This window comes from Janthinobacterium sp. FW305-129, assembly GCF_020858115.1.
GTDB lineage: Bacteria > Pseudomonadota > Gammaproteobacteria > Burkholderiales > Burkholderiaceae_D > Janthinobacterium.
Genome location: NZ_JACYMM010000011.1, coordinates 189,202 through 210,048, shown reverse-complemented (window position 1 = coordinate 210,048; position 20,847 = coordinate 189,202). Strand labels below are relative to the sequence as shown.

Genomic DNA, 20,847 nt, shown 5'->3' with positions numbered 1-20,847 from the left:
CACTTGTGTGGCGGCCTTGCCGCACGGGGGCGCTTTGTCGGTGTGCGCCCTTGTGTCTTAGCGAACTTAGCTGCTAGAGTAGAGCCATGTTCGATATCCTGGTGTACCTCTACGAGACTTATTATCGCCCCGATGCCTGCCCCGAGCCGGCAGTCCTGGCGCGCAAACTGTCGGCCGTCGGTTTCGACGACGTGGAGATTTCCGAAGCGCTCGTGTGGCTGACGGACTTGAACGCCATGGCCGGCGCCGAGCAAACCCTGACGGCCAGTTCCACCGGCACGCGCTTCTACGTGCAGCAGGAAAGCGACGTGCTCGGCACGGCCGCCATCGGCTTCATCCAGTTTCTGGAAAGCGCCAAGGTGCTTTCGCCGCTGCAGCGCGAAATCGTCATCGAACGGGCGCTGGCGCTCGACGAGGCGCCCGTATCCCTGGGCAAGCTGAAAGTCATCGTGCTGATGCTGCTGTGGAGCCAGGGCAAGGAACCGGACGCCTTGATGTTCGACGACTTGTTTGTCGACGACGAAGATCTCCCGCCGCGCCTGCTGCACTAGTATACAAACACCCCTGGCCGCACCTGGCGCCGCTGCCGCGCCATCTCCCTTACTATATGCTGCGGCACCGCGCACGCCAGACCATTGTGTTTGCGCCTGCGCATTCTTGCTTGCAGATAACTTGCCGAATTCTTCAATAGGCGCTTATCATTGGCCGCTTGACAAGACCACAAGTCACAAGGCCTTGCGCAGACAAAAGCGTCGGCGCCTGGCAATGCACTGTATGATGCGCATGCTGAAACTATCCTAGAGCATTTTTCGAGACTAAAAAATATGACAAAAACCCTCATCATCGCCGAGAAGCCTTCTGTCGCGAACGATATCGCGAAGACGCTTGGCGGCTTTACCAAGCACGATGAGTACTTTGAATCGGATGAATACGTCCTGTCGTCGGCGGTCGGCCACTTGCTGGAGATCGCCGTGCCGGAAGAATTCGACGTGAAGCGCGGCAAATGGAGTTTCGCGCACTTGCCGATGATTCCACCGTATTTCGCGCTGAACCCGATCGCCAAGACGGAAGCGCGCCTCAAAGTATTAAACAAGCTGATCAAACGCAAAGACGTTACCACCCTCATCAACGCATGCGATGCGGGGCGCGAAGGCGAGCTGATTTTCCGCCTGATCGCGCAAAACGCCAAGGCCAAGCAACCGGTCAAGCGCCTGTGGCTGCAGTCGATGACGCCGGGCGCCATCCGCGACGGTTTCGCGCACCTGCGCAGCGATGAAGAAATGCTGCCGCTGGCCGACGCTGCCCGCTGCCGTTCGGAAGCCGATTGGTTGATCGGCATCAATGGCACGCGTGCCATGACGGCGTTTAATTCGAAAGAAGGCGGCTTCTATCTGACCACCGTGGGCCGCGTGCAGACGCCGACCTTGTCCATCGTCGTCGAACGCGAAGATAAAATTAAAAAATTCGTGCCGCGCGACTTCTGGGAAGTGCGCGCCGAATTTGTTTGCGCGGCCGGCATCTACGAAGGCCGCTGGCTCGACACGAAGTTCAAGAAGGACGAGAACGATCCCGAGAAGCGCGCCGAGCGCCTGTGGAGCAAGACGGCTGCCGACTCGATCGCCACCGCCTGCCGCGGCCGCCAAGGCATCGTCACGGAAGAATCGAAACCGACCACCTCGATGGCGCCGGGCCTGTTCGACCTGACCAGCCTGCAGCGCGAAGCGAACTCGCGTTTCGGCTTCTCGGCCAAGAACACGCTGGGCCTGGCCCAGGCACTGTACGAAAAGCACAAGGTATTGACGTATCCGCGTACCGATTCGCGCCACCTGCCGGAAGACTACATGCCGACCGTGCTGCAGGCGCTGGAAACGGTCAAGGACAACAGCAACTACCACCAGTTCGCCAAGCAGATCATCGACAAGGGCTGGGTCAAGCCGAACAAGCGCATCTTCGACAACACGAAGATCTCGGATCACTTCGCGATCATCCCGACGACGATTGCGCCAAAGAATTTGTCCGAGCCGGAACAGAAGCTGTACGACCTGGTCACGCGCCGCTTCATGGCCGTGTTCTTCCCGCCGGCGGAATTCCAGGTCACCACGCGCTACACGGAAGTGTCCGGCCATCAGTTCAAGACTGAAGGCAAGGTCATGACCAATCCGGGCTGGCTGGCCATCTACGGCAAGGAAGCGTCGACGGACGCCGACAAGGAAAGCAATGGCAACGGCAACCTGGTGCCCGTCGCCAAGGGCGAAAAAGTGCAGACGGAAAGCGTCAGCGCGAATGGCCTGGTGACGAAACCGCCCGCGCGCTTCACGGAAGCGACCTTGCTGTCGGCCATGGAAGGCGCCGGCAAGCTGATCGACGACGACGAGCTGCGCGATGCGATGGCTGGCAAGGGCCTCGGTACCCCGGCCACGCGCGCGGCCACCATCGAGGGCTTGCTGACGGAACGCTACCTGATCCGCGAAGGCCGCGAACTGATTCCGACGGCCAAGGCGTCGCAGCTGATGACTTTGCTCAAAGGCCTGGGCGTCAATGAATTGACGGCGCCGGAGCTGACGGGCGAGTGGGAATACAAGCTGTCGCAGATGGAAAAAGGCAAGATTTCGCGCGAAGAATTCATGCGTGAAATCGCGCAGATGACGCAAATCATCGTCAAGCGCGCCAAGGAATACGATAATGATACGATTCCCGGCGACTACGCGACCCTGGAAACGCCATGCCCGAATTGCGGCGGCGTGGTGAAGGAAAACTACCGCCGTTTCGCCTGCACCAAGTGCGAATTCTCGATGAGCAAGACACCGGGTTCGCGCCAGTTCGAAATCGCCGAAGTGGAGCAATTGCTGAAGGACCGCACCATCGGCCCGCTGCAAGGCTTCCGCTCGAAGATGGGCCGTCCGTTCGCCGCCATCCTGCGCATCGTGCGAGATGAAGAAATCAAAAATTTCAAGCTGGAATTCGATTTCGGCCAGAACGACGAGAGCGAAGATGGCGAAGGCGTCGATTTCACGGGCCAGACGCCCGTCGGACCTTGCCCCAAGTGCAATGCCGGCGTGTATGAAATGGGCCTGGCCTATGTGTGCGAACACAGCGTTGCCAAGCCGAAGACGTGCGACTTCCGCAGCGGCCGCATCATCTTGCAGCAGGAAATCTTGCCGGAACAAATGGCGAAACTGCTCAACGATGGCAAGACGGACTTGCTGCCGGGCTTTGTTTCGCAGCGCACGCGCCGTCCATTCAAGGCTTTCCTCGTACGGGGCAAGGATGGCAAGGTGAGCTTCGAGTTTGAAGAGCGCAAGGCCAAGCCGGGCGCCAAAGCGAAGGCGGCAGCCGTTGAGGCCGAAGGCGAAGAAGGCGCGGCGCCAGCGAAGAAGACTGCCGTCAAGAAGGCTGCCGTGAAGAAAGCGCCGGCGAAGAAGGCCACGGCCGTGAAAAAGCCGGCCGCCAAGAAGGCGCCGGCGAAGAAGGCGGCAGCGGCCGAGTAATCCGGCGCCAGCCAGAAAAAAGCCAGGGATTTCCCTGGCTTTTTTTACGTCCCGATTTGATCGAGCAATGGTCAGGCTGGCGGCGCGGCCGGCGCCACCAGGCCCATTTCCCGCAGCACGTCATGCGCCGAGCGGAAGGCGTCGATGGCCAGCGGCATGCCGCAATACACGGCCGAGTGCAGCAGCACTTCCTGGATTTCCTGCATGGAAGCGCCATTGTTGACGGCGCCGCGCACGTGGCCGCGCAGCTCCTGCGCGCGGCCGAGGGCCGTCAGCATGGCGATCGTCGCCAGGCTGCGCGTCTTTAAATCCAGGCCATCGCGGCACCAGGTCGTGCCCCAGGCGTTGCGCGTGACGAAGTCCTGCAAGGGCGCCGTGAAGGCGTCGACCTGGGCAAAGGCGCGCTCGACAAAGGCGTCGCCCATCACTTGTTTGCGCATGCGCAAACCATTCTCGAATTGTTCATCCATGCCGCGCTCCCTGTGGAATACTCTGTTCAGATACTAGCGAGCGGGCATGGGGTGGTCAAGCTTAGTCCAGGTAGTCCGAGTATTCGCGCTGCGCGTAATGCTGCAAATTCGCCCACGGCTGCGCCTTGCTGACGGTCGGCTGCAGCTTGACGTCGACCCGGCGATAAAAAGTGTTGGCGCGGTCGCCGCTTTCGATGATCAGCGGAATCTGTTTTTGCTCGTCCCACAGGATGCGCTGGAACACGCCATTCTTTTCCACTTCGCGCCAGCGCGCGCCCGTCACGTTCGATGCCTGCTTCGACAGGGGCATGGCGGCCACCAGTTTCGGGTCGAGCAGATAAAAACTGTTTTCCCAGGAACCGTCGAAATTGACGTTTTCATATTCGGCCTTCGGAATCGAGACGACGATCTTGTCGTGCGCATCGATGTATTCCACGCGCACGGTGTTCTTTTCCAGCATCACGTGACGCGGTATCAGCACGGGATTGAAGTGCTTGTGGTCATGCTGCGTGGCCGCAGTCGACGTTTTCAGGGCCACCTTGGTGTTTTCGCCATGCTTGTGCCCGGCATGCGCGTCCGTCGCCGGTGCCAGCACGCGCTCGACCCACACGTGGCCGGGGCGGCGCAGCATCTTTTCTTCGTAGCGGCTTTCGCGCGTCACGCCTTCCGGCGTCAGCACGCGGCTGTAGTAGGTGATGCCCAGGTCCAGGTCGGCAGGGGCGGCCGCTTGCGCGGTACCCGCGAAGCCGGCGGCGAGGAGGATGGCGATCAGGGTCGGTTTCATGGTGTTGCCTTTACGTGCAGAGGGGCGGAGGGCAAGATTGCCTTCCGCCCCGGTGGGGTTACCGTGTTGATGTGGATCAGAAGCCGAAGGCCGCCTTCAGCAAGTCAAACACCTTGGTGTTGTCCAGGGTGCCCTTGAAAGCCTTGGCGCCGGCGCCCGTGGCCAGCAGCTTGACGTCGCCGCCGCCGTGGGTTTCGCTGGACAGGCGCACGCCTGTTTCTTGCAGGTAATTGTCTTTCAGGGCCGTGGCGCTGTCGACGTTGCTGCGCAGGGCAGGGCGGTTCGGGCCATTGCCGAACACCAGGGTGGTGTAGGTATTGCCGTCCGCATCCTTGCTTGGCTGGTTATCCTTGTAGCCGCGGTTGATGTCGAGGATATGGTTGCCGCGCTTGCCGTAGCCGTTGAACGCCAGGGTGTGGTCATGGTCGGCCGTGACGACGATCAGGGTATTTTCCAGCTTGGGATCGGTTTCCTTGATCTTGTCGATGGCGGCCTTGATGGCGTCGTCGAAGGCGATGGTATCCGTCAGCGCGCGCTTGGCATTGGTGCCATGCAAGGCGTGGTCGATGCGGCCGCCTTCGACCATCAGGAAGTAGCCGTTCGCGTTTTTCGACAGCAAGTCGATGGCTTTCAGCGTCATTTCCGACAGGCTAGGCTGGGTCGCGCCTTCGCCCAGCGGCGGCGTGGCCGTGCGGTCCAGTTCATATTCCAGGTGGCTGCGGGTGCTGTACAGGCCGATGAACTTCTTGCCGCTCTGCGCCGCCGCCATTTCCGCCTTGTTGGCGGCCACGGTGTAGCCCTTGGCGGCCAATTCCGTCAACAGGTTGCGGCCATCGGCGCGGCCATACTTGTTGCTGGCCGACCAAGGCGTAAAGTGGTTGCGGCCGCCACCCATCAGCACGTCGACGCCATCGCCCAGGGCCGCGTTGTAGCCCGTGCCGCCCGGTACCGTTTGTGCAGCGATCGCGTATTGCGCATTGCGGTTGCAGATGTGCGAGAAAGTCGTCGCCGGCGTGGCGTGCGTCAGTTCCGTGGTGGTGATGGCGCCCACGGCCTTGCCCTTGGCTTTCGCCAGTTCCAGGATGGTCGGCACGCTCTTGTCGGTGGCCGGGCAGTTGTCCACGCCCAGGTTGCCGTTGGCGTCGCGGCCGGGCTCTTTGGCGATCGTGTCCTGCGCCATCGAGATGACTTCATTGTTCATCTTGACGCCGGTCATGTAGGCGGCCATCGATGGCGCGCTGTCCGTCGTTTGCGCATCGTGCGAGTACGTCTTGATGCGCGCCGTGCGTTCCAGCGTATCCATCGTCAGGCTGCCTTCTTCCTTGTACTGGTAGATGCGCGCCGCCGTCACGACGGACGGGCCCATGCCGTCGCCGAGGAAGAAGATGACGTTCTTGGCGTCGGCGGCGTAGGCGCTGGCAACGCTGGCGGCCACGAGCGTGGTCAGCAGGGAGAGTTTCAGGGCGGGTTTCAATGCGAGTTTCATGTGCTTGTCCAATTCTTGTCTCTTGGGATTACAGACCGCCGGCGGTCTTGACCAGGCCGAATACTTTGGTGTTGTCGATGGTGCCCAGGAAGGTTTCCGAACCCTTGCCGATGGCGCCCAGGAAGACGTCGGTGCCGCCGTGGGTTTCATTGCCGATCGCAGTGCGGATCACCGCTTCCTGATGGTACATATTGGCGCTGGTGACGGTTTCATCGAGGCTGGCCATGGCGGCGCGGCTCGATTGGGTGCGGTTTTCGCCATTGCCGAAGCCGATGATCGAGTACGGTGCGCCATCGAGGTCTTTCTCGACCGCGCCGGTGACGTAGTTTTTCACCACGCCCAGCACGCCAGGGTTGCCGGCAGCCGTCTTGCCCGTGCGCTTGGCGTAGCCGTTCAGCACCAGGGTGTGGTCATGGTCGGCCGTGACGACGATCAGGGTATTGGCCAGGGTCGGGTCGGTCAGCTTGGCTTTCTCGATGGCGGCCTTGATGGCGTTGTCGAAAGCAACCGTGTCTTGCAGCGCTTTCTTGGCCGTCGTTTCGTGCAGCGCATGGTCGATGCGGCCGCCTTCGACCATCAGGAAGTAACCCTTCTTGTTCTTGGCCAGCACGTCCATGGCCTTGGTGGTCATTTCCGCCAGGCTCGGTTCCTTGCTTGCGTCGCGGTCCAGGTCGTAGCTCATGTGGCTGGACGTGAACACGCCGAACAAACGCTCCGTCTTGGCCGCATCGACGGCCTTGAAGTCGGCGCCCGTGTTGGCCACCGTGTAGCTCTTCGCTTTCAGTTCGGCGACCAGGTCGCGGCCGTCGGAACGCTTGCCGCCATCCTTGAACGGCTTGAAGAATTGCGCGCCGCCACCGAGGACCACTTCCAGGCCGGTGGTGCCCAGCGCGCTGTTGTAGCCCGTGCCGCCCGGTACCAGGGCGGCGGCGATATCATTTTCCAGGTCGCGGTGGCAGATGTGCGAATAGGTCGCGGCCGGCGTGGCGTGCGTCACGCGCGCCGTGCTGACGACGCCGGCGGCAAAGCCCTTGGCTTTGGCCAGTTCCAGCAGGGTGGTGGCGGGCGTGCCGTTGCCGGTGCCGCATTTGTTGACCAGCTTGTTGCCGTTCGCATCCGTGCCCGGGTCGATGGCGAGCGTGTTGGCCGACATCGAGATGACTTCATTGTTCATCTTGACGCCGGTCATGTAGGCGGCCATCGATGGCGCGCTGTCCGTCACTTGCGCGTCGTTCGAGAACGTTTTCACGAAGGCCGTTTCCGGCAAGGTGTCCATGGTCAGCGCACCTTCTTCGCCCACCGAATAGATGCGCGCGGCCGTCATGGTGGTCAGGCCCATGCCATCGCCGAGGAAGAAGATGACGTTTTTCGGCGGCGCTTCAGCCACTACCTCTTCTTTTTTGGCATCGCTGCCGCAGGCGGCCAGCATCAGGGTGATGGCGACGCTGCAGCCAGCGACGGAAATTTTTCTGCGTGTCATGTGGTTCATCCGGCTAGGTTTGAAAGAGCTGGCAAGATAACAATGCAATGTGACACCATCATGACGCTGTGACACATTTGGCCACGCCGGTGCGCACGGCGGCGTGCTTGCCAACGCCTGATTGAATCGAAATAAGCAACAAACTATTGCGTTTTAACGGGTTTTTCTACCGAATAAAGCAACGTAAGATGCCCTCATCCCAATCATCTTGTGAAGGCAGATCATGTTCTCCAAATCCATCAGCAGCGTTCTTGTTTCCACCCTGTTTGCCGCCGGCGCCGCCTCGGCCGCCGCCAGCGCTCCCCTGAGCCTGGAAGTATTCAATCCGGGCGAAGCGGCCATCTTTCCCGTCGCTTCCGTGCTGGTTGCGGGCAAGCATGACGCCGTGCTGATCGACGCGCAGTTTTCGCGCGCCGAAGCGCAAAAGCTGGTAGAAAAGATCCGCGCCAGCGGCAAGAAACTGACGACGGTCTATATCAGCCACAGCGATCCCGATTTTTACTTCGGCCTCGACGTGATCAAGGCAGCGTTCCCGCAGGCGAAAATCGTTGCCACGCCGGAAACCGTCGCGGAAATCCGCCGCAAGGCTGACGCCAAGGTCGCCTACTGGGGCCCGATTTTGAAAGACAATGCGCCGCACGCCATCGTCATCCCCGAAGCCTTGAAGGGCAAGCGCATCAGCCTGGAAGGCCAGTCGCTGGACATCGCCGGCCCGACGCCAGCGCGCACCTATGTGTGGATTCCATCGATCAAGGCCGTCGTCGGCGGCGTGGTGCTGTTTGGCAACTTGCACGTGTGGACGGCCGATACGCAAAGCGTGCAATCGCGCCAGGACTGGCTCAAGACGCTCGATGGCATCACCGCCCTGAAACCTGTCACCGTCGTGCCCGGCCACTTCAAGGTGGGTTCGCCCCTGACGCCCGACAGCATCGGCTTTACGCGCGACTACCTGGTGACGTTCGCAGCGGAAACGGCCAAGGCTGCCAATTCCGCCGCCCTGATCGAAGCGATGAAAACGCGCTATCCGCAGCTGGGCCTCGATGGTGCTTTGGAGACCAGCGCCAAAGTGGCAAAAGGCGAAATGAAATGGTAAGCGGCAAGGCCGGCATGCCCACACTGCACTACATTTTCGACCCGCTGTGCGGCTGGTGCTACGGCGCCGCGCCGCTGGTCGAGGCGGCGCGCGCCGTGCCCGGCCTGACGGTGGCGTTCCACGGCGGCGGGATGATGACGGGCAGCAATCGCCGCCAGATTACGCCCGCCTGGCGCGGCTATGTGCTGCCGCATGACCGGCGCATCGAGCAATTGTCGGGCCAGCCCTTCGGCGACGCCTATATCAACGGCTTGCTGAACGACACCACGGCCATGATGGATTCCGAGCCGCCGATCACGGCCATCCTGGCGGCTGAATCGCTGGCCGGCAAGGGCCTGGACATGCTGCAGCGCGTGCAGCGCGCCCATTACGTGGACGGCTTGCGCATCGCCGACGTGCCCGTGCTGGTGACCTTGGCGCAAGAGCTGGGCATGGACGGGGCCGCATTCGGGGGGGAATATGCGCGGCAGGCGGGCGCCGCCACGCAGCGCCACATCGACGCCAGCCGCGCCTTGCTGGCGCAGGTGGGCGGCCAGGGCTTTCCCACGTTCGTGCTCGACGATGGCAGCGGCAAGCTATCCGTGATCGATATCGGCGGCTTCCTGGGCCAGCCGGCGAAGTTGCAGGCACAGCTCGGAGGCGTGTGCGACGCCCACGGTTGCGTATTGTAAATAACTATCGGATCGATAAAATCAATTAGCTTTTCCTTTGTTGTTGACCTCGTTACACTGGTTTCATTAGTCAACAACGAAGGAAAAGCAGCCATGAGTCAACAGCCACCATTCAGTACCGCCTCGGGCATCCCCGTCGCCGACAACCAGAATTCCATCAGCGCCGGCCCCCGCGGCCCCCTGCTGTTGCAAGACTTCCACCTGATCGAAAAACTCCAGCATTTCAACCGCGAGCGCATCCCCGAGCGCGTCGTGCACGCGAAAGGCTCGGGCGCCTACGGCACCTTTACCGTCACGCACGACATCTCGCGCTACACCAAGGCCAAATTGTTTGCCGAAGTGGGCAAGCAGACGGCCACCTTCGCCCGCTTCTCCACCGTCGGCGGCGAACGCGGCAGTGCCGACACGGAACGCGACCCGCGCGGCTTCGCCGTGCGCTTCTACACGGAAGAGGGCAACTGGGACCTCGTTGGCAACAACACGCCGATGTTCTTCATCAAGGACCCGATCAAGTTCCCCGATTTTGTCCATACGCAAAAGCGCGATCCGCAAAGCAATCTGAAATCGGCCGAGATGATGTTCGACTTTTGGAGCCATGCGCCGGAAAGCTTGCACCAGGTCACCATGCTGTTCTCGGACCGCGGTACGCCGGACGGCTACCGCCACATGGATGGCTTCGGCAGCCACACGTATAGCCTGATCAATGCCGACGGCCAGCGCGTGTACGTGAAATGGCACTTCAAGACGCGCCAGGGCATCAAAAATTTACCTGCGGCGGAAGCGGGCCGCCTGGCCGGGGCCGATCCCGACTACGCCCAGCGCGACCTGTTCGGCGCCATCGCGCGCGGCGACTTCCCCCAGTGGGAAGTCAAGCTGCAGGTGGCGACGCAGGAGCAACTCGACGCATGGGAACAGCGCACGGGCTGGAATCCGTTCGACCTGACGAAAGTGTGGCCGCATGGGGACTTCCCGCTGTTGCCGGTCGGTATTTTTGAGCTGAACCGCAACCCGGACAATTACCACGCGGAAGTCGAGCAAGCCGCCTTTTCGCCGGCCAATGCCGTGCCCGGCATGGGGTACTCGCCGGACAAGATGCTGCAAGGCCGGCTGTTCGCCTACCACGACGCCCAGCTGTACCGCGTCGGCACGAACCACCAGCATCTGCCCGTGAATGCGGCCCGCTGCCCCTTCCACAACCAGCAGCGCGACGGCGGCATGGCCATCCACAATGGCAGTTCGGCGCAGAACTACGCGAATGTGGCGGCGGCAGGCAGCGCGCCGCAAGGGCTGGGCCATGGCGAGCCGGCGCTGGCGCTGGACGGCGGCGCGGCGCGCTACGATGGGCGCGGCGTGGAAGACGATTACACGCAGGCCGGCAATCTGTTCCGCCTGATGTCCGCCCAGGCGAAGCAAAACCTGTTCGACAACCTGGCAGGACCGTTGAGCCAGGTACGTGCGGAAACCTTGCAGCGTCAGCTCGGTCACTTCGACCGGGCCGACCCCGCCTACGGCGCCGGCGTGCGGGCCGCCTTGCAGGCGCGCGGCGCGGCACTGTAATGGTGTGTGGCAGGCGGAACAAGCTTGTTCCGCCTGTTTGATGCAGCACAAATGAGCGTTTATTAGAGCTGGATGCCAAATATTGCCGTATGGACATATTTGCCTTCCATGCGTAGACTTGTCGGTCTGATGATCGCGCCGCCTCCCTGGCGGCGTCCTGACTAGAAAGTCTTGCAATATGAATATGGCGAAGCTGTCGGTGCATGGGGACGACCCCACGCTTAAATCCATTCTCGAAGTCTTGCCCACGGATCCGGAACGGCAATGGCGCAAGGGCGAGGCGAAGGGCGTGGCGGGCCGCGTGCATCTCGATTCCGGCTTCGAAGTACTCATCGCGCAAGCGCCCAAGTCGCAAGTGTTGCCCTCGCGCATACGCAGCTACCTGGCTGAATGCCGCTCGCGCGGCGTCAGCTTCACCATGCCGCGCATCGTTGCCGAGCTGCAACTGGAACTGAGCGGCGACGACACGGTCGACGCGCCGCTCGACCTCACCCTGGCCGATATGCAGCATCTGACGGAAATGGGCATCAGCCTGAGCCTGGTGACGCGCTGCGCCGCAGCCTGATTCCCGTGTGACACAAAAAATGGCCACCTGTTCAGGGTGGCCATTTTTCGTCATGGTTCGTCGAGTTCGACGGTGACCATATTGTCGTCCGGCTTGCGGTCGATCAACTTGTTGTCGGGATCGATGCCCGCCTTGCCGGGCCGGCTGCCGACGATGACGGTGTAGCTCGCTTCGCGTGCCGTCATGCGCTGGCGTTCGCGCAGCAGCGGATGGCCATTCGCGTCGTCGACGCCGATCTCGATCCAGTCGTGCAGCGGAGCGTCGTGTTCCTCGCCCTGTTCGCCAGCCGTCAATTTGCTTGCCTGCACCTTGATGGTGACTGCGTACTTGCCGTCGCTGCGTTTGACGGCCGTGGCCGACAGGGCGCGGTTATCGAACAGCACGATTTTCTCGAACAGGTCGTCGATCAGGTAAGCCTGCTCGGGCGGCGTGACCTGGCGCAAGCCGGTTATCAGCGCCGTCACGCTCGCATACGGCGGGCCTTTCTGGCCATAGGTCTTGAGCAGCTCGCGCAACACGCCGTTGACCTTGTCTTCGCCGATCATGTCCTGCAGCAAGTACATGGCCAGGCTGCCCTTGTTGTAATGGATGTAAGTCTGGTTTTCATTCTCGGCCAGCGGCAGTTCCTTCTTGCGCTCTTCGCTGCGTCCCATCAGGTATTGATTCAGGTCATAGCGCAGGAAGCGGCGCATCTTGGCCGGCCCCGCGGTTTTCTTCATCACCATCAGGGCAGAGTATTCGGCCAGGGTTTCGCTGAGCACGGTGGCGCCCCGCGTATTGCCGCCCACCAATTGATGCGCCCACCACTGGTGCGCCACTTCATGCGCCGTGACGTAGAACGGATAATCGAGGTCTTTCGGATTCTTGTCGTCCACCCTGGCGATGAAGCCCAGGCCTTCCGAGTACGGAATCGTGTTCGGGAACGATTGCGCAAACGTGGCATAGCGGGGGAACTCGACGATGCGCAAGACCTTGTGCTGGTAGGGGCCGAAGTTCTTCGTGTAGTACTCGAGCGCTTCCTTGCTGCCGCGCACGAAACGATCGAGGTTGTATTCATGGCCCGGGTGGTAATACACGTCGATGGCCACGTCTTGCCAGCGCTCGTGCCTGACGGCGTAGTGGGCAGACTGGAACGAGTAGAAGTTCAGGATCGGCTGGTCCATCGTGTAATGGAAGTAATGGCGGCCCTTGGCGATCCAGTCGTTGTCCAGCATGCCCGGCGCGATGGCCGTCTGGCCGTCCACGGTGCTGACGGTGGCATCAAAACGGATGCGGTCGGCGTCGTTGCTGACGTAGTTGTCGGCCAGTCCCTTCGCATCGTCGCGCGGCAAGGCCCGTTCGCGTGCGGGCAAGCCGTGTTTCTTGCGGTCGCGCGGATCCGTCAGTTCCAGCTGCGGCTGGTAGCCGATGTGCGGCAGCACGGCATTCGTGAAGAAGGTGCCGTTGGCCACCACGGGCGTGTCCTGGCCCAGGCCGAAGATGCCGCGCGGCGCATAGCGGATGTCGAAATCGAGGCCCAGGGTGGCGCCCGGCGCCAGCGGCGCGGCCAGGCGGTAGCTATAGAAGCCCAGCTTGCCGTCATCGAGGCCGGGATGCACGCGCGCATCGAAACGCAGGCGCATGGTAGCCGTCGGGTCTTGCTGCACAAAAATGTGGCTGATCGGCAGGCTGGTCTTGTTTTGCAGCATGTAGCGGCCCGTAACGATGAGCGTGCGCTGCGCCGGGTAGATGGCCACGTCGAGTTTCACGTCGGTGATGCGCGGCTGCGGCGTGGCGGCAAACTTGCGGTACTGGCGCTCGATACTGGCGCGGTCCGCGTCGCGCGCATAGTCGGACTTGTAATCGTTGGCCACGTGGAAGACGTAGAACAGCACGGCACCGCTACTGACGAAGACCACAGCGCCGATGGCAAAGCTGGCCAGCACGCCCTGCGTCAGGCCGTGGCGCGCCAGGCGCAGACGGATGCGCCAGCTGTCCTGCGCACCGCGGGGCCAGAACAGCAGTGACAGCACCGTCAGCATGACGGCCGCGCCGCTCCAGTACAGCAAGTACCAGCGCTCGCGCAACACATAGTGGCCGGCGCCGTTCATGGCCGAATACACGAAGTCAGGCGTGCTGCCGTACAGCAGCAGCGGGTCGCCCAGGCCCAGCGAAGCAAAGCTGACGCTGGCGATGTGGTACAGAATCATGGCGAAATACGCCAGGTACTTGTGATTGATCAATACCTGCAAGAAAATGGCCAGCACGGCGATCAGCGCGTAATAGGGCAGGTGCGACAGGAACAGCGATTCCACGTACAGGCCCGGATCGAGGCGGTAATAGCCCTTGAAGACCTGGATCGACATGCCGCACAGCATGATGATCAGGCTCAGCAAGGCTTGCAGGCCGATCAGGGCGAACAGTTTCGACAGCAGGGGCAGCCAGTTCGGCACGGGCAGGGCGTCGAGCATCAGATACGTGCCCGCCTCGCGTTCGCGCCACACCAGTTCGCCCGCATAGAAGGTGGTAATGATCAGCATGAACAGGGCGAACGAGGCGCTGACCATGTCCAGCACCTTTTCCGTCACGGGATAGGTATTCGTGCCGTAGATGGAGCCCATGTCCAGCGCGCCCGCATACATGGTCAGCACGCCGGCCAGCACGATGACGACAAAATAAATGTTCTTGATGGTTTCGCGCAGGTTCAGCCAGCTCATCTTGAGGAGCAGGGTAGCCAGGTTGCGCTGCGCGAAGTCCGGGGTTTCCTGCGTGGACAGCGAAGCGTTCGACAGGCGCAGCGGGACGTCGCCGTCGCTGCGGCGCCGGGTGGCGCCCGCGTCCGTCGTCGCATGGAACTGGAAGCGCCAGTAGCCGAGCAGCAAGGCCACGAGGGCGAAGCCGGACCAGATGGCGCGGTTCAGCAGGTACACGCCTTCCAGCGTCACCAGGCGCGTGTTGCGCTCCGCGTTCGGCCAGTATTCCGTCAGGCGTATCAGCGCCGTGGTGCCGAACGGGTCGATCAGGGCGGCCAGGGTCTTGTAGTCGAGGTCGCGCGCCAGCGACGGCGCCACCAGGTAGCCGATCAGCATGACTACCGAGCTGATGTACACGGGCAGCATGCGCCGCGTCAGGGCCGCGATGACGAAGAAGATGGCGCCGAAGATGAACAGGTTCGGCAGCAGGGTAAAGACGTAGGGCATCAGGTAGGCCAGCGCCCGTTGCGGCCCCAGCCGTTCGGGATCGATGCCGGGCAGCCAGGCGCCCAGCCAGGCGCCGATGACGATGCTGGAAAACACCACGGCCAGCACCAGCCAGGCGCCGAGGAAGCGGCCGAACACGTACTGGTATTTCTTGATCGGCGCGCTGAAGAAGAAATGCTGCATGCCGTACTCGAAATCCTGCTGCACCGAGCGGCCCATCATGGCGGCCACCACCACGGCGCCGAAGCAGCCCAGCAGGCTACATGTGAACGCCAGCGAGCGGGGCGCGTTGATCAGGAACTTGCCGCCGAAACTGATGCTCGCTTCCTTGAAGACGCCGCCGGCGGCCGCCATCCACAGCATGGCCAGCGCCAAAAACATGGCGAAATACACCCAGGTGGACAGCAGCTTGAGCCGCTGTCGCGCTTCAAAGCGGGCGATGGCAAACATGGCGGCCCCCTCAGTCGCACTGCGGGGCGACGCGGTGGCGCCCGGCAATGGTGGCGAAATACAGGTCTTCCAGGTCGCCGATGGCTTCCTCGAAGCCGTCGCCCGGGTCGTCGTCGCTGTAGACGTGGATCAGGGTGCGGCCCGACAGCAAGCGCGTGGAAATGACGGCGTGGCGCTGCTGGAAGCTGGCCAGTTCTTTCTTTTCGACAAAACGCGCCCAGATCTTGCAGCTGACTTCGTCGATCAGTTCCTGGGTCTTGCCGCACAGCAGCAAATGTCCCTTGTTGATGATGGCCATGTTGGCGCACAGGTCGGCCACGTCGGAGACGATATGGGTCGACAGGATCACCGTCTTGTCTTCGCCGATGTCGGACAGCAGATTATGGAAGCGGACCCGCTCCTGCGGGTCGAGGCCGGCCGTCGGCTCGTCGACGATGATCAGTTTCGGGTCGCCCAGCAGGGCTTGCGCGATGCCGAAGCGCTGGCGCATGCCGCCGGAAAAGCTGCCCAGGCGCTGGTGGCGCACGTCGAACAAATTGGTTTGCTGCAACAGGCCATCGACGACTTCGCGCCGGCGCGCCCGCTGCGACAGCCCTTTCAAGGTGGCGAAGTGGTCGAGCAGCTCGTAGGCCGTCACTTTCGGGTACAGGCCGAAGTCCTGTGGCAGGTAGCCCAGCATGCGGCGGATCTCGTCCTTGTCGTCGAGCACGTCGTAGTCGCCGAAGAAAATGGAGCCGGAATCGCATTCCTGCAGGGTGGCCAGGGTGCGCATCAGGGTCGACTTGCCGGCGCCGTTCGGGCCCAGCAAGCCGAACATCCCGGGCGGTATCGTCAGCGACACGTTATCCAGCGCTACCACGCCATTCGCGTAGGTTTTCGATAATTTGCGAATCTGCAATTCCATACAACTCCTGACTCATGCGTTGCAGCCCGATGGTGCAGGGCTTCTCTATGCTGGCATTGTATTGAATTTAAGACGTACTGGGCAGTTGCATGCGATACACGGCATTTTCGCGTGGCCAGAGTGCAATTGGCGGGAGTGGACGGCGCGCCGGAGGTGCTGTTTCCGGCGCGCCCTGCGAGTATCAGTTGCGGAACAATACCGATTCCCGGTTAAACCACCAGCGGCACAGCATCAGCAGCGCGCCAGCGATGACCGTGGTCGAGGCCAGGATCACGCCGAACATGCGGTAATCCATGGTGCCTTTCACGAGTTCCTTCATGGCCAGCGACACGTTGGTCAGCGGCACCATGGCCCACATCCAGTTCAGTTCGACGCCGGGCAGCATGGCCGCCACGGTGGGCAGGATGACGAACAGCATCAATGGCGTGATCATGCCGGCCGCTTCCTTGTAGCTTTTCGCGTAGATCGAGATCGACAGCAGCAGCGAGGCGAAGATGGCGGCCGTCGGCACCAGCATCAGGGTCACCATGGCCAGGTCGGGCAAGCCGATGCTGCGCACCATGACGGCCATGTTGCCTTCCAGCGAACTGCCGAAGATGGCCAGCAGGGCGCCCATGCTGCCCACCATCAGCACGGCCGAGGTCATGCCGACGGTAAACAGCACGAGGAATTTGGCCAGTACGATGGCGCTGCGCGGCACGGGTGCCAGCAGCAGGGTTTCCAGCGTGCCCCGTTCCTTTTCGCCGGCGCCCAGGTCGATGGCCGGGTACATGGCCGCCGTCAGGCACACCATCAGCAGCAGATACGGCAGCATGCCGCCGACGATGGCGCCCATCTGCTCGCGCTCGTTGGCCGTCGATTGCTTGTCGAGCACGATGGGATTGAGGGCAAAGGCCAGCTGGGCCGGACTCAGGTTCAGGGCCGACAGCGCCCCTTCGCGCAGGCTGGCGTTATAGGTGTCGACGATCTCGCGCACCCGCTGCTGGGTCACGTCGACCGTGCTGGCGCTGTTGTAGTGCAGTACCACCTTGGCCTGTTGCCGTTGCTGCAGCGCCTCTTCAAAGCGGGGCGGGATGACGACGGCAAACTTGATGGTGTCGTCGCCGATGGCGCGGCGGATCTCCCCCTCGCTGGCCAGCGGCACTTCGCGCAGGTTGTGCTGCTGGGCAAAACGCGTGCTCAAGCCCGGCGAATGGTCCTTGCCGAACAGGGCGTAGCGCATTTCCGCCGTCTTGGCGTTCTTGAACATATTGTTCGAGACATAGGCAAAGCCGCCAAAGATCAGCGGCATGGCAAAGATGGGGATCAGAATGGTGAAGATCAGCGTCTTGCGGTCGCGCGTGAGCTCCAGCAACTCTTTCAGATAAATGGTCCACATGGCTCAGGTTCCCCGGTTGATGACGCTGACGAAGGCGTCGTACAAGTCCGCGCTGCCGCCCAGGTGGCGCAGCTCGTCGACGGTGCCGTTGAAGGCGGTGGTGCCGCGGTTGATGATGCAGACGCGGTCGCACAGCTTTTCCACCTCGTGCAGGTGGTGCGTGGAAAAGATCAGCGGCACGCGCAGTGCCTTGTAGCTGGCGATGAAGTCGAGCAGGATCTTGGCCGACATCACGTCCAGACCCGTCGTCGGCTCGTCGAGGATGACCACTTGCGGCTCGTGCACGACGGTGCGGGCGATCGCACACTTCTGTTTCATGCCCGTCGACAACTGATCGGCCCGTTTGCCGCCGTATTCCTCCATCTGCAGCAGGGAAAACAGCTCGTCGCAGCGGCGTTTCAGCTTGTCGGCCGGCATGCCGTGCAGGCGGCCAAAGTATTCCACATTCTCGCGCGCCGTCAGGCGGCCATACAAGCCTGTCGAGCCGGACAGGAAACCGATGCTTTGGCGCGCCACCAGCGGTTGCTGCAGCACGTCGACGCCGTTGACGAGGGCGCTGCCCGCGTCCGCCTGCAAAGCCGTCGACAGCAGGCGCAGGGTGGTCGTCTTGCCGGCGCCATTCGGGCCCAGCAGGCCCAGCACTTCGCCGGGCGCGCAGCTGAAACTGACGTCGCGCACGGCATGAAACCAGCCCTCGTGTTCGCGCGGATCGCTGACGTGCACGCCCTTGCCCTTGTGGGGCGGCATGCGGAAACGTTTTGCCAGGTGCTTGACCTCTATCATGTGCTTCATCCATTCAACGGTGAAGAAACAAGAGTAGCATGCAAAAAATGTAACTTGCAAGGTGGAAATATCGTTTGGTCTATTGAAAAAAACAGCATCTTCATGCAAGCTGGCCCGGTGGGCGCCGGCGGACGGCGCGGGAGAGCGCAATGCAAACGATCGATCAGGCGATGCAGGACAAGGTATTGGCCGTGGCCCGCGCCGGCATGACCAGCGCCGAAGCCATCGGTTTCTTCCGCGTCAGCCTGGGCCTGTACTACCTGGCCGGCCTGATGACGGAAGAAACCCTCGATTTCAAGCAGATCGACGCGCAGTACAACCGTTTTATCTATCACTCGATAGGCGGCGGGCACAGCATCGCCAGCGTGCTGCAATTCATGAGCGGCGAGAAAGTCTTGCGTGTCTTGCAATCGGAGCGTTTTCGCGCCGCGTTTGCCGAGTACTGCCCGGACATTCCCGTCGACAGCATTTCCTTCCTGATTTCATTGAACCTGGGCGTGGCGAAAAGCCTGTCCGGCCTCGATGCCGTCGGCCCCGTGGTGGACTGGATCGAGCAGGAAAAAGCGCGCACAAGTCAATAAAGCCCCGTTCGCCCTGCGCGCGGCGTGGGTACGGCCGGCCCTGATCGTCCTATAATTCATGTTTTACTACTCATGAGCATAGCCACGATGACCGCGAACCGCCATTTTGACCCCCTGGATCGTTTGATTGTCGGCGCCGACAAGGCCTTGCGCGTGATCGCGGGCGTGGCCTCGGCCTCGCGCCCCACGCCGGCCGCGCACGCGCCCGATGCGCAACTGAGCCCGGCCGAACAGCGCCACAGCGCCGGCTTGATGCGCGTCAACCATGTGGGCGAAGTCTGCGCGCAAGCCTTGTACAACTCGCAGGCCCGCTATGCGCACAGCCCGGCCATCCGCGCCCAGTTCGACGAGGCGGGCCGCGAAGAGGAAGACCACCTGGCTTGGACGGCGCAGCGCCTGACGGAGCTGGGCTCGCGTCTGAGCCTGCTCAATCCCCTGTGGTATGCGGGTTCGTTTGCGCTGGGCACCATCGCCGCGCGCATGGGCGACGGCCGCAGCCTGGGTTTTGTGGTGGAAACGGAACGCCAGGTGGAAGCGCACCTGGCCAGCCATTTGCAGGAATTGCCCCCGCAGGACGCCAAATCGCGCGCCATCGTCAAGCAGATGGCCATCGACGAGGTGGAACACGGCGCCGCTGCCCAGAGATTAGGCGCCATCGACACCCCGGCACCCGTGAAGGCGTTGATGGGCATCATGGGGAAAGTGATGACAAAAACGGCGTATTATATTTAAAACAAAGGCGCTCCGAAGAGCGCCTTTTTCATGCATGCCTGAGACGTGAAACGCCAGGCAAAACCGTAGCGAGCGGAAGGGAGAGGTGGTCGAGAAGCGCAACCGTGCTGGAGCACGGTGAGCATCGCAGGCCGCCTATACCGACGCGCAGTAGGTTTGGTCAGGCGCTTTCTTCGATGATCTCGAAGGAATGCGTAATTTCCGCCGTCTTCGCCAGCATGATCGACGCCGAGCAATATTTGTCGTGCGACAAAGTCACGGCCCGTTCCACGGCCGCCGGTTTCAGGGCCTTGCCCCGCACCGTGAAGTGGAAGTGGATCTTGGTAAATACTTTCGGATCGGTATCGGCGCGTTCGGCCTTCAGGGTCACTTCGCAGCCCTTGACGGCTTCGCGTCCCCGTTTCAGGATCAGCACCACGTCATAGGCGGTGCAGCCGCCCGTGCCCAGCAAGACCATTTCCATGGGGCGTGGCGCCAGGTTGTGGCCGCCGCCTTCGGGCGCGCCATCCATGCTCACCATGTGGCCGGAACCGGTTTCTGCCCGAAAACTCATGCCCGACGGGCCATTCCAGCTGACTTTGCATTCCATCGTACTCTCCGAAAATTGTAAGCGTTTTGTATTGTAATAGAGGAATGCCCGTCCATGTGCTGGCCGCCAGCCCGCAGCGGGTCTGCATTGCGGCTTGACGCGGCAGGGCAAAGCCGCTTATACTTGTCGGCTTTCCGTTCGCTCAGGAAAAGTAAATAAGGCAGAGTCCGCACAGCAACATCGGCGGAACCACCATTTGAGCGTGTAATCTATTAGGAAGTCAACATGAAAACATTTTCCGCTAAAGGACATGAAGTCCAGCGCGATTGGTTCGTGGTTGACGCGACGGACAAAGTCCTCGGACGTGTTGCCAGCGAAGTGGCACTCCGACTGCGCGGCAAACACAAACCAGAATTTACTCCTCACGTCGATACCGGCGACTTCATCGTCGTCATCAACGCAGGCAAACTGCGTGTGACCGGTACCAAAGCTACTGAGAAAATTTACTACCGTCACTCTGGTTATCCAGGCGGCATCTACGAAACCAACTTCCAGAAAATGCAACAGCGTTTTCCAGGTCGCGCGCTTGAGAAAGCGGTCAAGGGCATGCTGCCTAAAGGCCCACTCGGCTACGCAATGATCAAGAAGCTGAAAGTGTACGCGGAAGGTTCCCATCCGCACGCTGCTCAGCAACCTAAAGCACTTGTTCTCTAAGGA

At 61.7% G+C, this 20,847-nt stretch carries 18 protein-coding genes; 9 read left to right on the top strand and 9 right to left on the bottom strand.

Annotated features, from left to right (window positions below; genetic code table 11):
• Nucleotides 1-86: 86 nt before the first annotated feature.
• Together IGS61_RS22175 and IGS61_RS22170 are read left to right on the top strand one after the other, a co-directional pair.
• Nucleotides 87-551 carry a DUF494 family protein gene (locus IGS61_RS22175; protein WP_070222738.1) on the top strand — a complete coding sequence of 155 codons (465 nt, stop codon included), beginning with the start codon at nucleotides 87-89 and terminating at the stop codon, nucleotides 549-551.
• A gap of 273 nt (nucleotides 552-824) precedes the next feature.
• The gene (locus IGS61_RS22170) at nucleotides 825-3,488 is read left to right on the top strand and encodes a DNA topoisomerase III (protein WP_230541596.1); all 2,664 of its coding nucleotides are present in this window, start codon (nucleotides 825-827) and stop codon (nucleotides 3,486-3,488) included.
• Between the two features lie 71 nt (nucleotides 3,489-3,559).
• Here IGS61_RS22170 and pcaC read toward each other — a convergent pair whose 3' ends face one another.
• From pcaC to IGS61_RS22150, 4 genes are all read right to left on the bottom strand, one after another.
• Nucleotides 3,560-3,958 (bottom strand): 4-carboxymuconolactone decarboxylase, encoded by a 399-nt coding sequence (gene pcaC / locus IGS61_RS22165; RefSeq protein ID WP_076568292.1) that lies wholly within the window; start codon nucleotides 3,956-3,958, stop codon nucleotides 3,560-3,562.
• 61 nt (nucleotides 3,959-4,019) lie between these two features.
• Nucleotides 4,020-4,742, bottom strand: coding sequence for a hypothetical protein (locus tag IGS61_RS22160; protein ID WP_230541595.1), 723 nt, complete (start codon nucleotides 4,740-4,742; stop codon nucleotides 4,020-4,022).
• Nucleotides 4,743-4,818: 76 nt separating this feature from the next.
• Entirely contained in the window at nucleotides 4,819-6,228 is a 1,410-nt protein-coding gene (locus IGS61_RS22155; protein ID WP_230541594.1) for an alkaline phosphatase, read from the bottom strand.
• A gap of 28 nt (nucleotides 6,229-6,256) precedes the next feature.
• Nucleotides 6,257-7,708 (bottom strand): alkaline phosphatase, encoded by a 1,452-nt coding sequence (locus tag IGS61_RS22150; protein WP_442908087.1) that lies wholly within the window; start codon nucleotides 7,706-7,708, stop codon nucleotides 6,257-6,259.
• 223 nt (nucleotides 7,709-7,931) lie between these two features.
• Between IGS61_RS22150 and IGS61_RS22145 the strand changes: the two genes are divergently transcribed.
• From IGS61_RS22145 to IGS61_RS22130, 4 genes are all read left to right on the top strand, one after another.
• The gene (locus IGS61_RS22145; RefSeq protein ID WP_230541593.1) at nucleotides 7,932-8,801 is read left to right on the top strand and encodes an MBL fold metallo-hydrolase; all 870 of its coding nucleotides are present in this window, start codon (nucleotides 7,932-7,934) and stop codon (nucleotides 8,799-8,801) included.
• A gap of 14 nt (nucleotides 8,802-8,815) precedes the next feature.
• Nucleotides 8,816-9,472: a DsbA family protein gene (locus IGS61_RS22140; protein ID WP_230541592.1), complete on the top strand. Its 657-nt coding sequence runs from the start codon at nucleotides 8,816-8,818 to the stop codon at nucleotides 9,470-9,472.
• 93 nt (nucleotides 9,473-9,565) lie between these two features.
• Nucleotides 9,566-11,029 carry a catalase gene (locus IGS61_RS22135; RefSeq protein WP_230541591.1) on the top strand — a complete coding sequence of 488 codons (1,464 nt, stop codon included), beginning with the start codon at nucleotides 9,566-9,568 and terminating at the stop codon, nucleotides 11,027-11,029.
• A 178-nt stretch (nucleotides 11,030-11,207) separates the two neighbouring features.
• The gene (locus IGS61_RS22130) at nucleotides 11,208-11,594 is read left to right on the top strand and encodes a hypothetical protein (RefSeq protein ID WP_230541590.1); all 387 of its coding nucleotides are present in this window, start codon (nucleotides 11,208-11,210) and stop codon (nucleotides 11,592-11,594) included.
• Between the two features lie 50 nt (nucleotides 11,595-11,644).
• On the opposite strand, the gene IGS61_RS22125 is transcribed toward IGS61_RS22130, so the two are convergent.
• From IGS61_RS22125 to IGS61_RS22110, 4 genes are all read right to left on the bottom strand, one after another.
• Nucleotides 11,645-15,223 carry an ABC transporter permease/M1 family aminopeptidase gene (locus IGS61_RS22125; protein WP_230541589.1) on the bottom strand — a complete coding sequence of 1,193 codons (3,579 nt, stop codon included), beginning with the start codon at nucleotides 15,221-15,223 and terminating at the stop codon, nucleotides 11,645-11,647.
• 10 nt (nucleotides 15,224-15,233) lie between these two features.
• Nucleotides 15,234-16,127, bottom strand: a complete 894-nt coding sequence (locus IGS61_RS22120) for an ABC transporter ATP-binding protein (RefSeq protein ID WP_035824559.1) — start codon at nucleotides 16,125-16,127, stop codon at nucleotides 15,234-15,236.
• Between the two features lie 181 nt (nucleotides 16,128-16,308).
• Nucleotides 16,309-17,505 (bottom strand): ABC transporter permease, encoded by a 1,197-nt coding sequence (locus tag IGS61_RS22115; protein ID WP_230541588.1) that lies wholly within the window; start codon nucleotides 17,503-17,505, stop codon nucleotides 16,309-16,311.
• Nucleotides 17,506-17,508: 3 nt separating this feature from the next.
• On the bottom strand, nucleotides 17,509-18,288 hold the full coding sequence (locus tag IGS61_RS22110; protein WP_230541587.1) for an ABC transporter ATP-binding protein: 780 nt from the start codon (nucleotides 18,286-18,288) through the stop codon (nucleotides 17,509-17,511).
• 149 nt (nucleotides 18,289-18,437) lie between these two features.
• Between IGS61_RS22110 and IGS61_RS22105 the strand changes: the two genes are divergently transcribed.
• Both IGS61_RS22105 and coq7 read left to right on the top strand, forming a co-directional pair.
• Nucleotides 18,438-18,869 carry a hypothetical protein gene (locus IGS61_RS22105; protein WP_230541586.1) on the top strand — a complete coding sequence of 144 codons (432 nt, stop codon included), beginning with the start codon at nucleotides 18,438-18,440 and terminating at the stop codon, nucleotides 18,867-18,869.
• An 87-nt stretch (nucleotides 18,870-18,956) separates the two neighbouring features.
• Nucleotides 18,957-19,601, top strand: a complete 645-nt coding sequence (coq7, locus tag IGS61_RS22100) for a 2-polyprenyl-3-methyl-6-methoxy-1,4-benzoquinone monooxygenase (RefSeq protein ID WP_230541585.1) — start codon at nucleotides 18,957-18,959, stop codon at nucleotides 19,599-19,601.
• A gap of 160 nt (nucleotides 19,602-19,761) precedes the next feature.
• Here the strand turns inward: coq7 and IGS61_RS22095 are convergent, their stop codons facing one another.
• Nucleotides 19,762-20,190 carry an OsmC family protein gene (locus tag IGS61_RS22095; RefSeq protein ID WP_230541584.1) on the bottom strand — a complete coding sequence of 143 codons (429 nt, stop codon included), beginning with the start codon at nucleotides 20,188-20,190 and terminating at the stop codon, nucleotides 19,762-19,764.
• A 225-nt stretch (nucleotides 20,191-20,415) separates the two neighbouring features.
• On the opposite strand from IGS61_RS22095, the gene rplM reads away from it, so the two are divergent.
• Nucleotides 20,416-20,844, top strand: coding sequence for a 50S ribosomal protein L13 (gene rplM, locus IGS61_RS22090; protein ID WP_010393282.1), 429 nt, complete (start codon nucleotides 20,416-20,418; stop codon nucleotides 20,842-20,844).
• The last annotated feature ends 3 nt before the right edge of the window (nucleotides 20,845-20,847 follow it).

What these genes read in the sequence shown, in the direction of transcription:
- IGS61_RS22175 (WP_070222738.1), top strand. Translation starts at nt 87, where the DNA reads ATGTTCGATATCCTGGTGTACCTCTACGAGACTTATTATCGCCCCGAT.
- IGS61_RS22170 (WP_230541596.1), top strand. Translation starts at nt 825, where the DNA reads ATGACAAAAACCCTCATCATCGCCGAGAAGCCTTCTGTCGCGAACGAT.
- pcaC (WP_076568292.1), bottom strand. Translation starts at nt 3,958, where the DNA reads ATGGATGAACAATTCGAGAATGGTTTGCGCATGCGCAAACAAGTGATG.
- IGS61_RS22160 (WP_230541595.1), bottom strand. Translation starts at nt 4,742, where the DNA reads ATGAAACCGACCCTGATCGCCATCCTCCTCGCCGCCGGCTTCGCGGGT.
- IGS61_RS22155 (WP_230541594.1), bottom strand. Translation starts at nt 6,228, where the DNA reads ATGAAACTCGCATTGAAACCCGCCCTGAAACTCTCCCTGCTGACCACG.
- IGS61_RS22150 (WP_442908087.1), bottom strand. Translation starts at nt 7,708, where the DNA reads ATGACACGCAGAAAAATTTCCGTCGCTGGCTGCAGCGTCGCCATCACC.
- IGS61_RS22145 (WP_230541593.1), top strand. Translation starts at nt 7,932, where the DNA reads ATGTTCTCCAAATCCATCAGCAGCGTTCTTGTTTCCACCCTGTTTGCC.
- IGS61_RS22140 (WP_230541592.1), top strand. Translation starts at nt 8,816, where the DNA reads ATGCCCACACTGCACTACATTTTCGACCCGCTGTGCGGCTGGTGCTAC.
- IGS61_RS22135 (WP_230541591.1), top strand. Translation starts at nt 9,566, where the DNA reads ATGAGTCAACAGCCACCATTCAGTACCGCCTCGGGCATCCCCGTCGCC.
- IGS61_RS22130 (WP_230541590.1), top strand. Translation starts at nt 11,208, where the DNA reads ATGAATATGGCGAAGCTGTCGGTGCATGGGGACGACCCCACGCTTAAA.
- IGS61_RS22125 (WP_230541589.1), bottom strand. Translation starts at nt 15,223, where the DNA reads ATGTTTGCCATCGCCCGCTTTGAAGCGCGACAGCGGCTCAAGCTGCTG.
- IGS61_RS22120 (WP_035824559.1), bottom strand. Translation starts at nt 16,127, where the DNA reads ATGGAATTGCAGATTCGCAAATTATCGAAAACCTACGCGAATGGCGTG.
- IGS61_RS22115 (WP_230541588.1), bottom strand. Translation starts at nt 17,505, where the DNA reads ATGTGGACCATTTATCTGAAAGAGTTGCTGGAGCTCACGCGCGACCGC.
- IGS61_RS22110 (WP_230541587.1), bottom strand. Translation starts at nt 18,288, where the DNA reads ATGATAGAGGTCAAGCACCTGGCAAAACGTTTCCGCATGCCGCCCCAC.
- IGS61_RS22105 (WP_230541586.1), top strand. Translation starts at nt 18,438, where the DNA reads ATGCAAACGATCGATCAGGCGATGCAGGACAAGGTATTGGCCGTGGCC.
- coq7 (WP_230541585.1), top strand. Translation starts at nt 18,957, where the DNA reads ATGACCGCGAACCGCCATTTTGACCCCCTGGATCGTTTGATTGTCGGC.
- IGS61_RS22095 (WP_230541584.1), bottom strand. Translation starts at nt 20,190, where the DNA reads ATGGAATGCAAAGTCAGCTGGAATGGCCCGTCGGGCATGAGTTTTCGG.
- rplM (WP_010393282.1), top strand. Translation starts at nt 20,416, where the DNA reads ATGAAAACATTTTCCGCTAAAGGACATGAAGTCCAGCGCGATTGGTTC.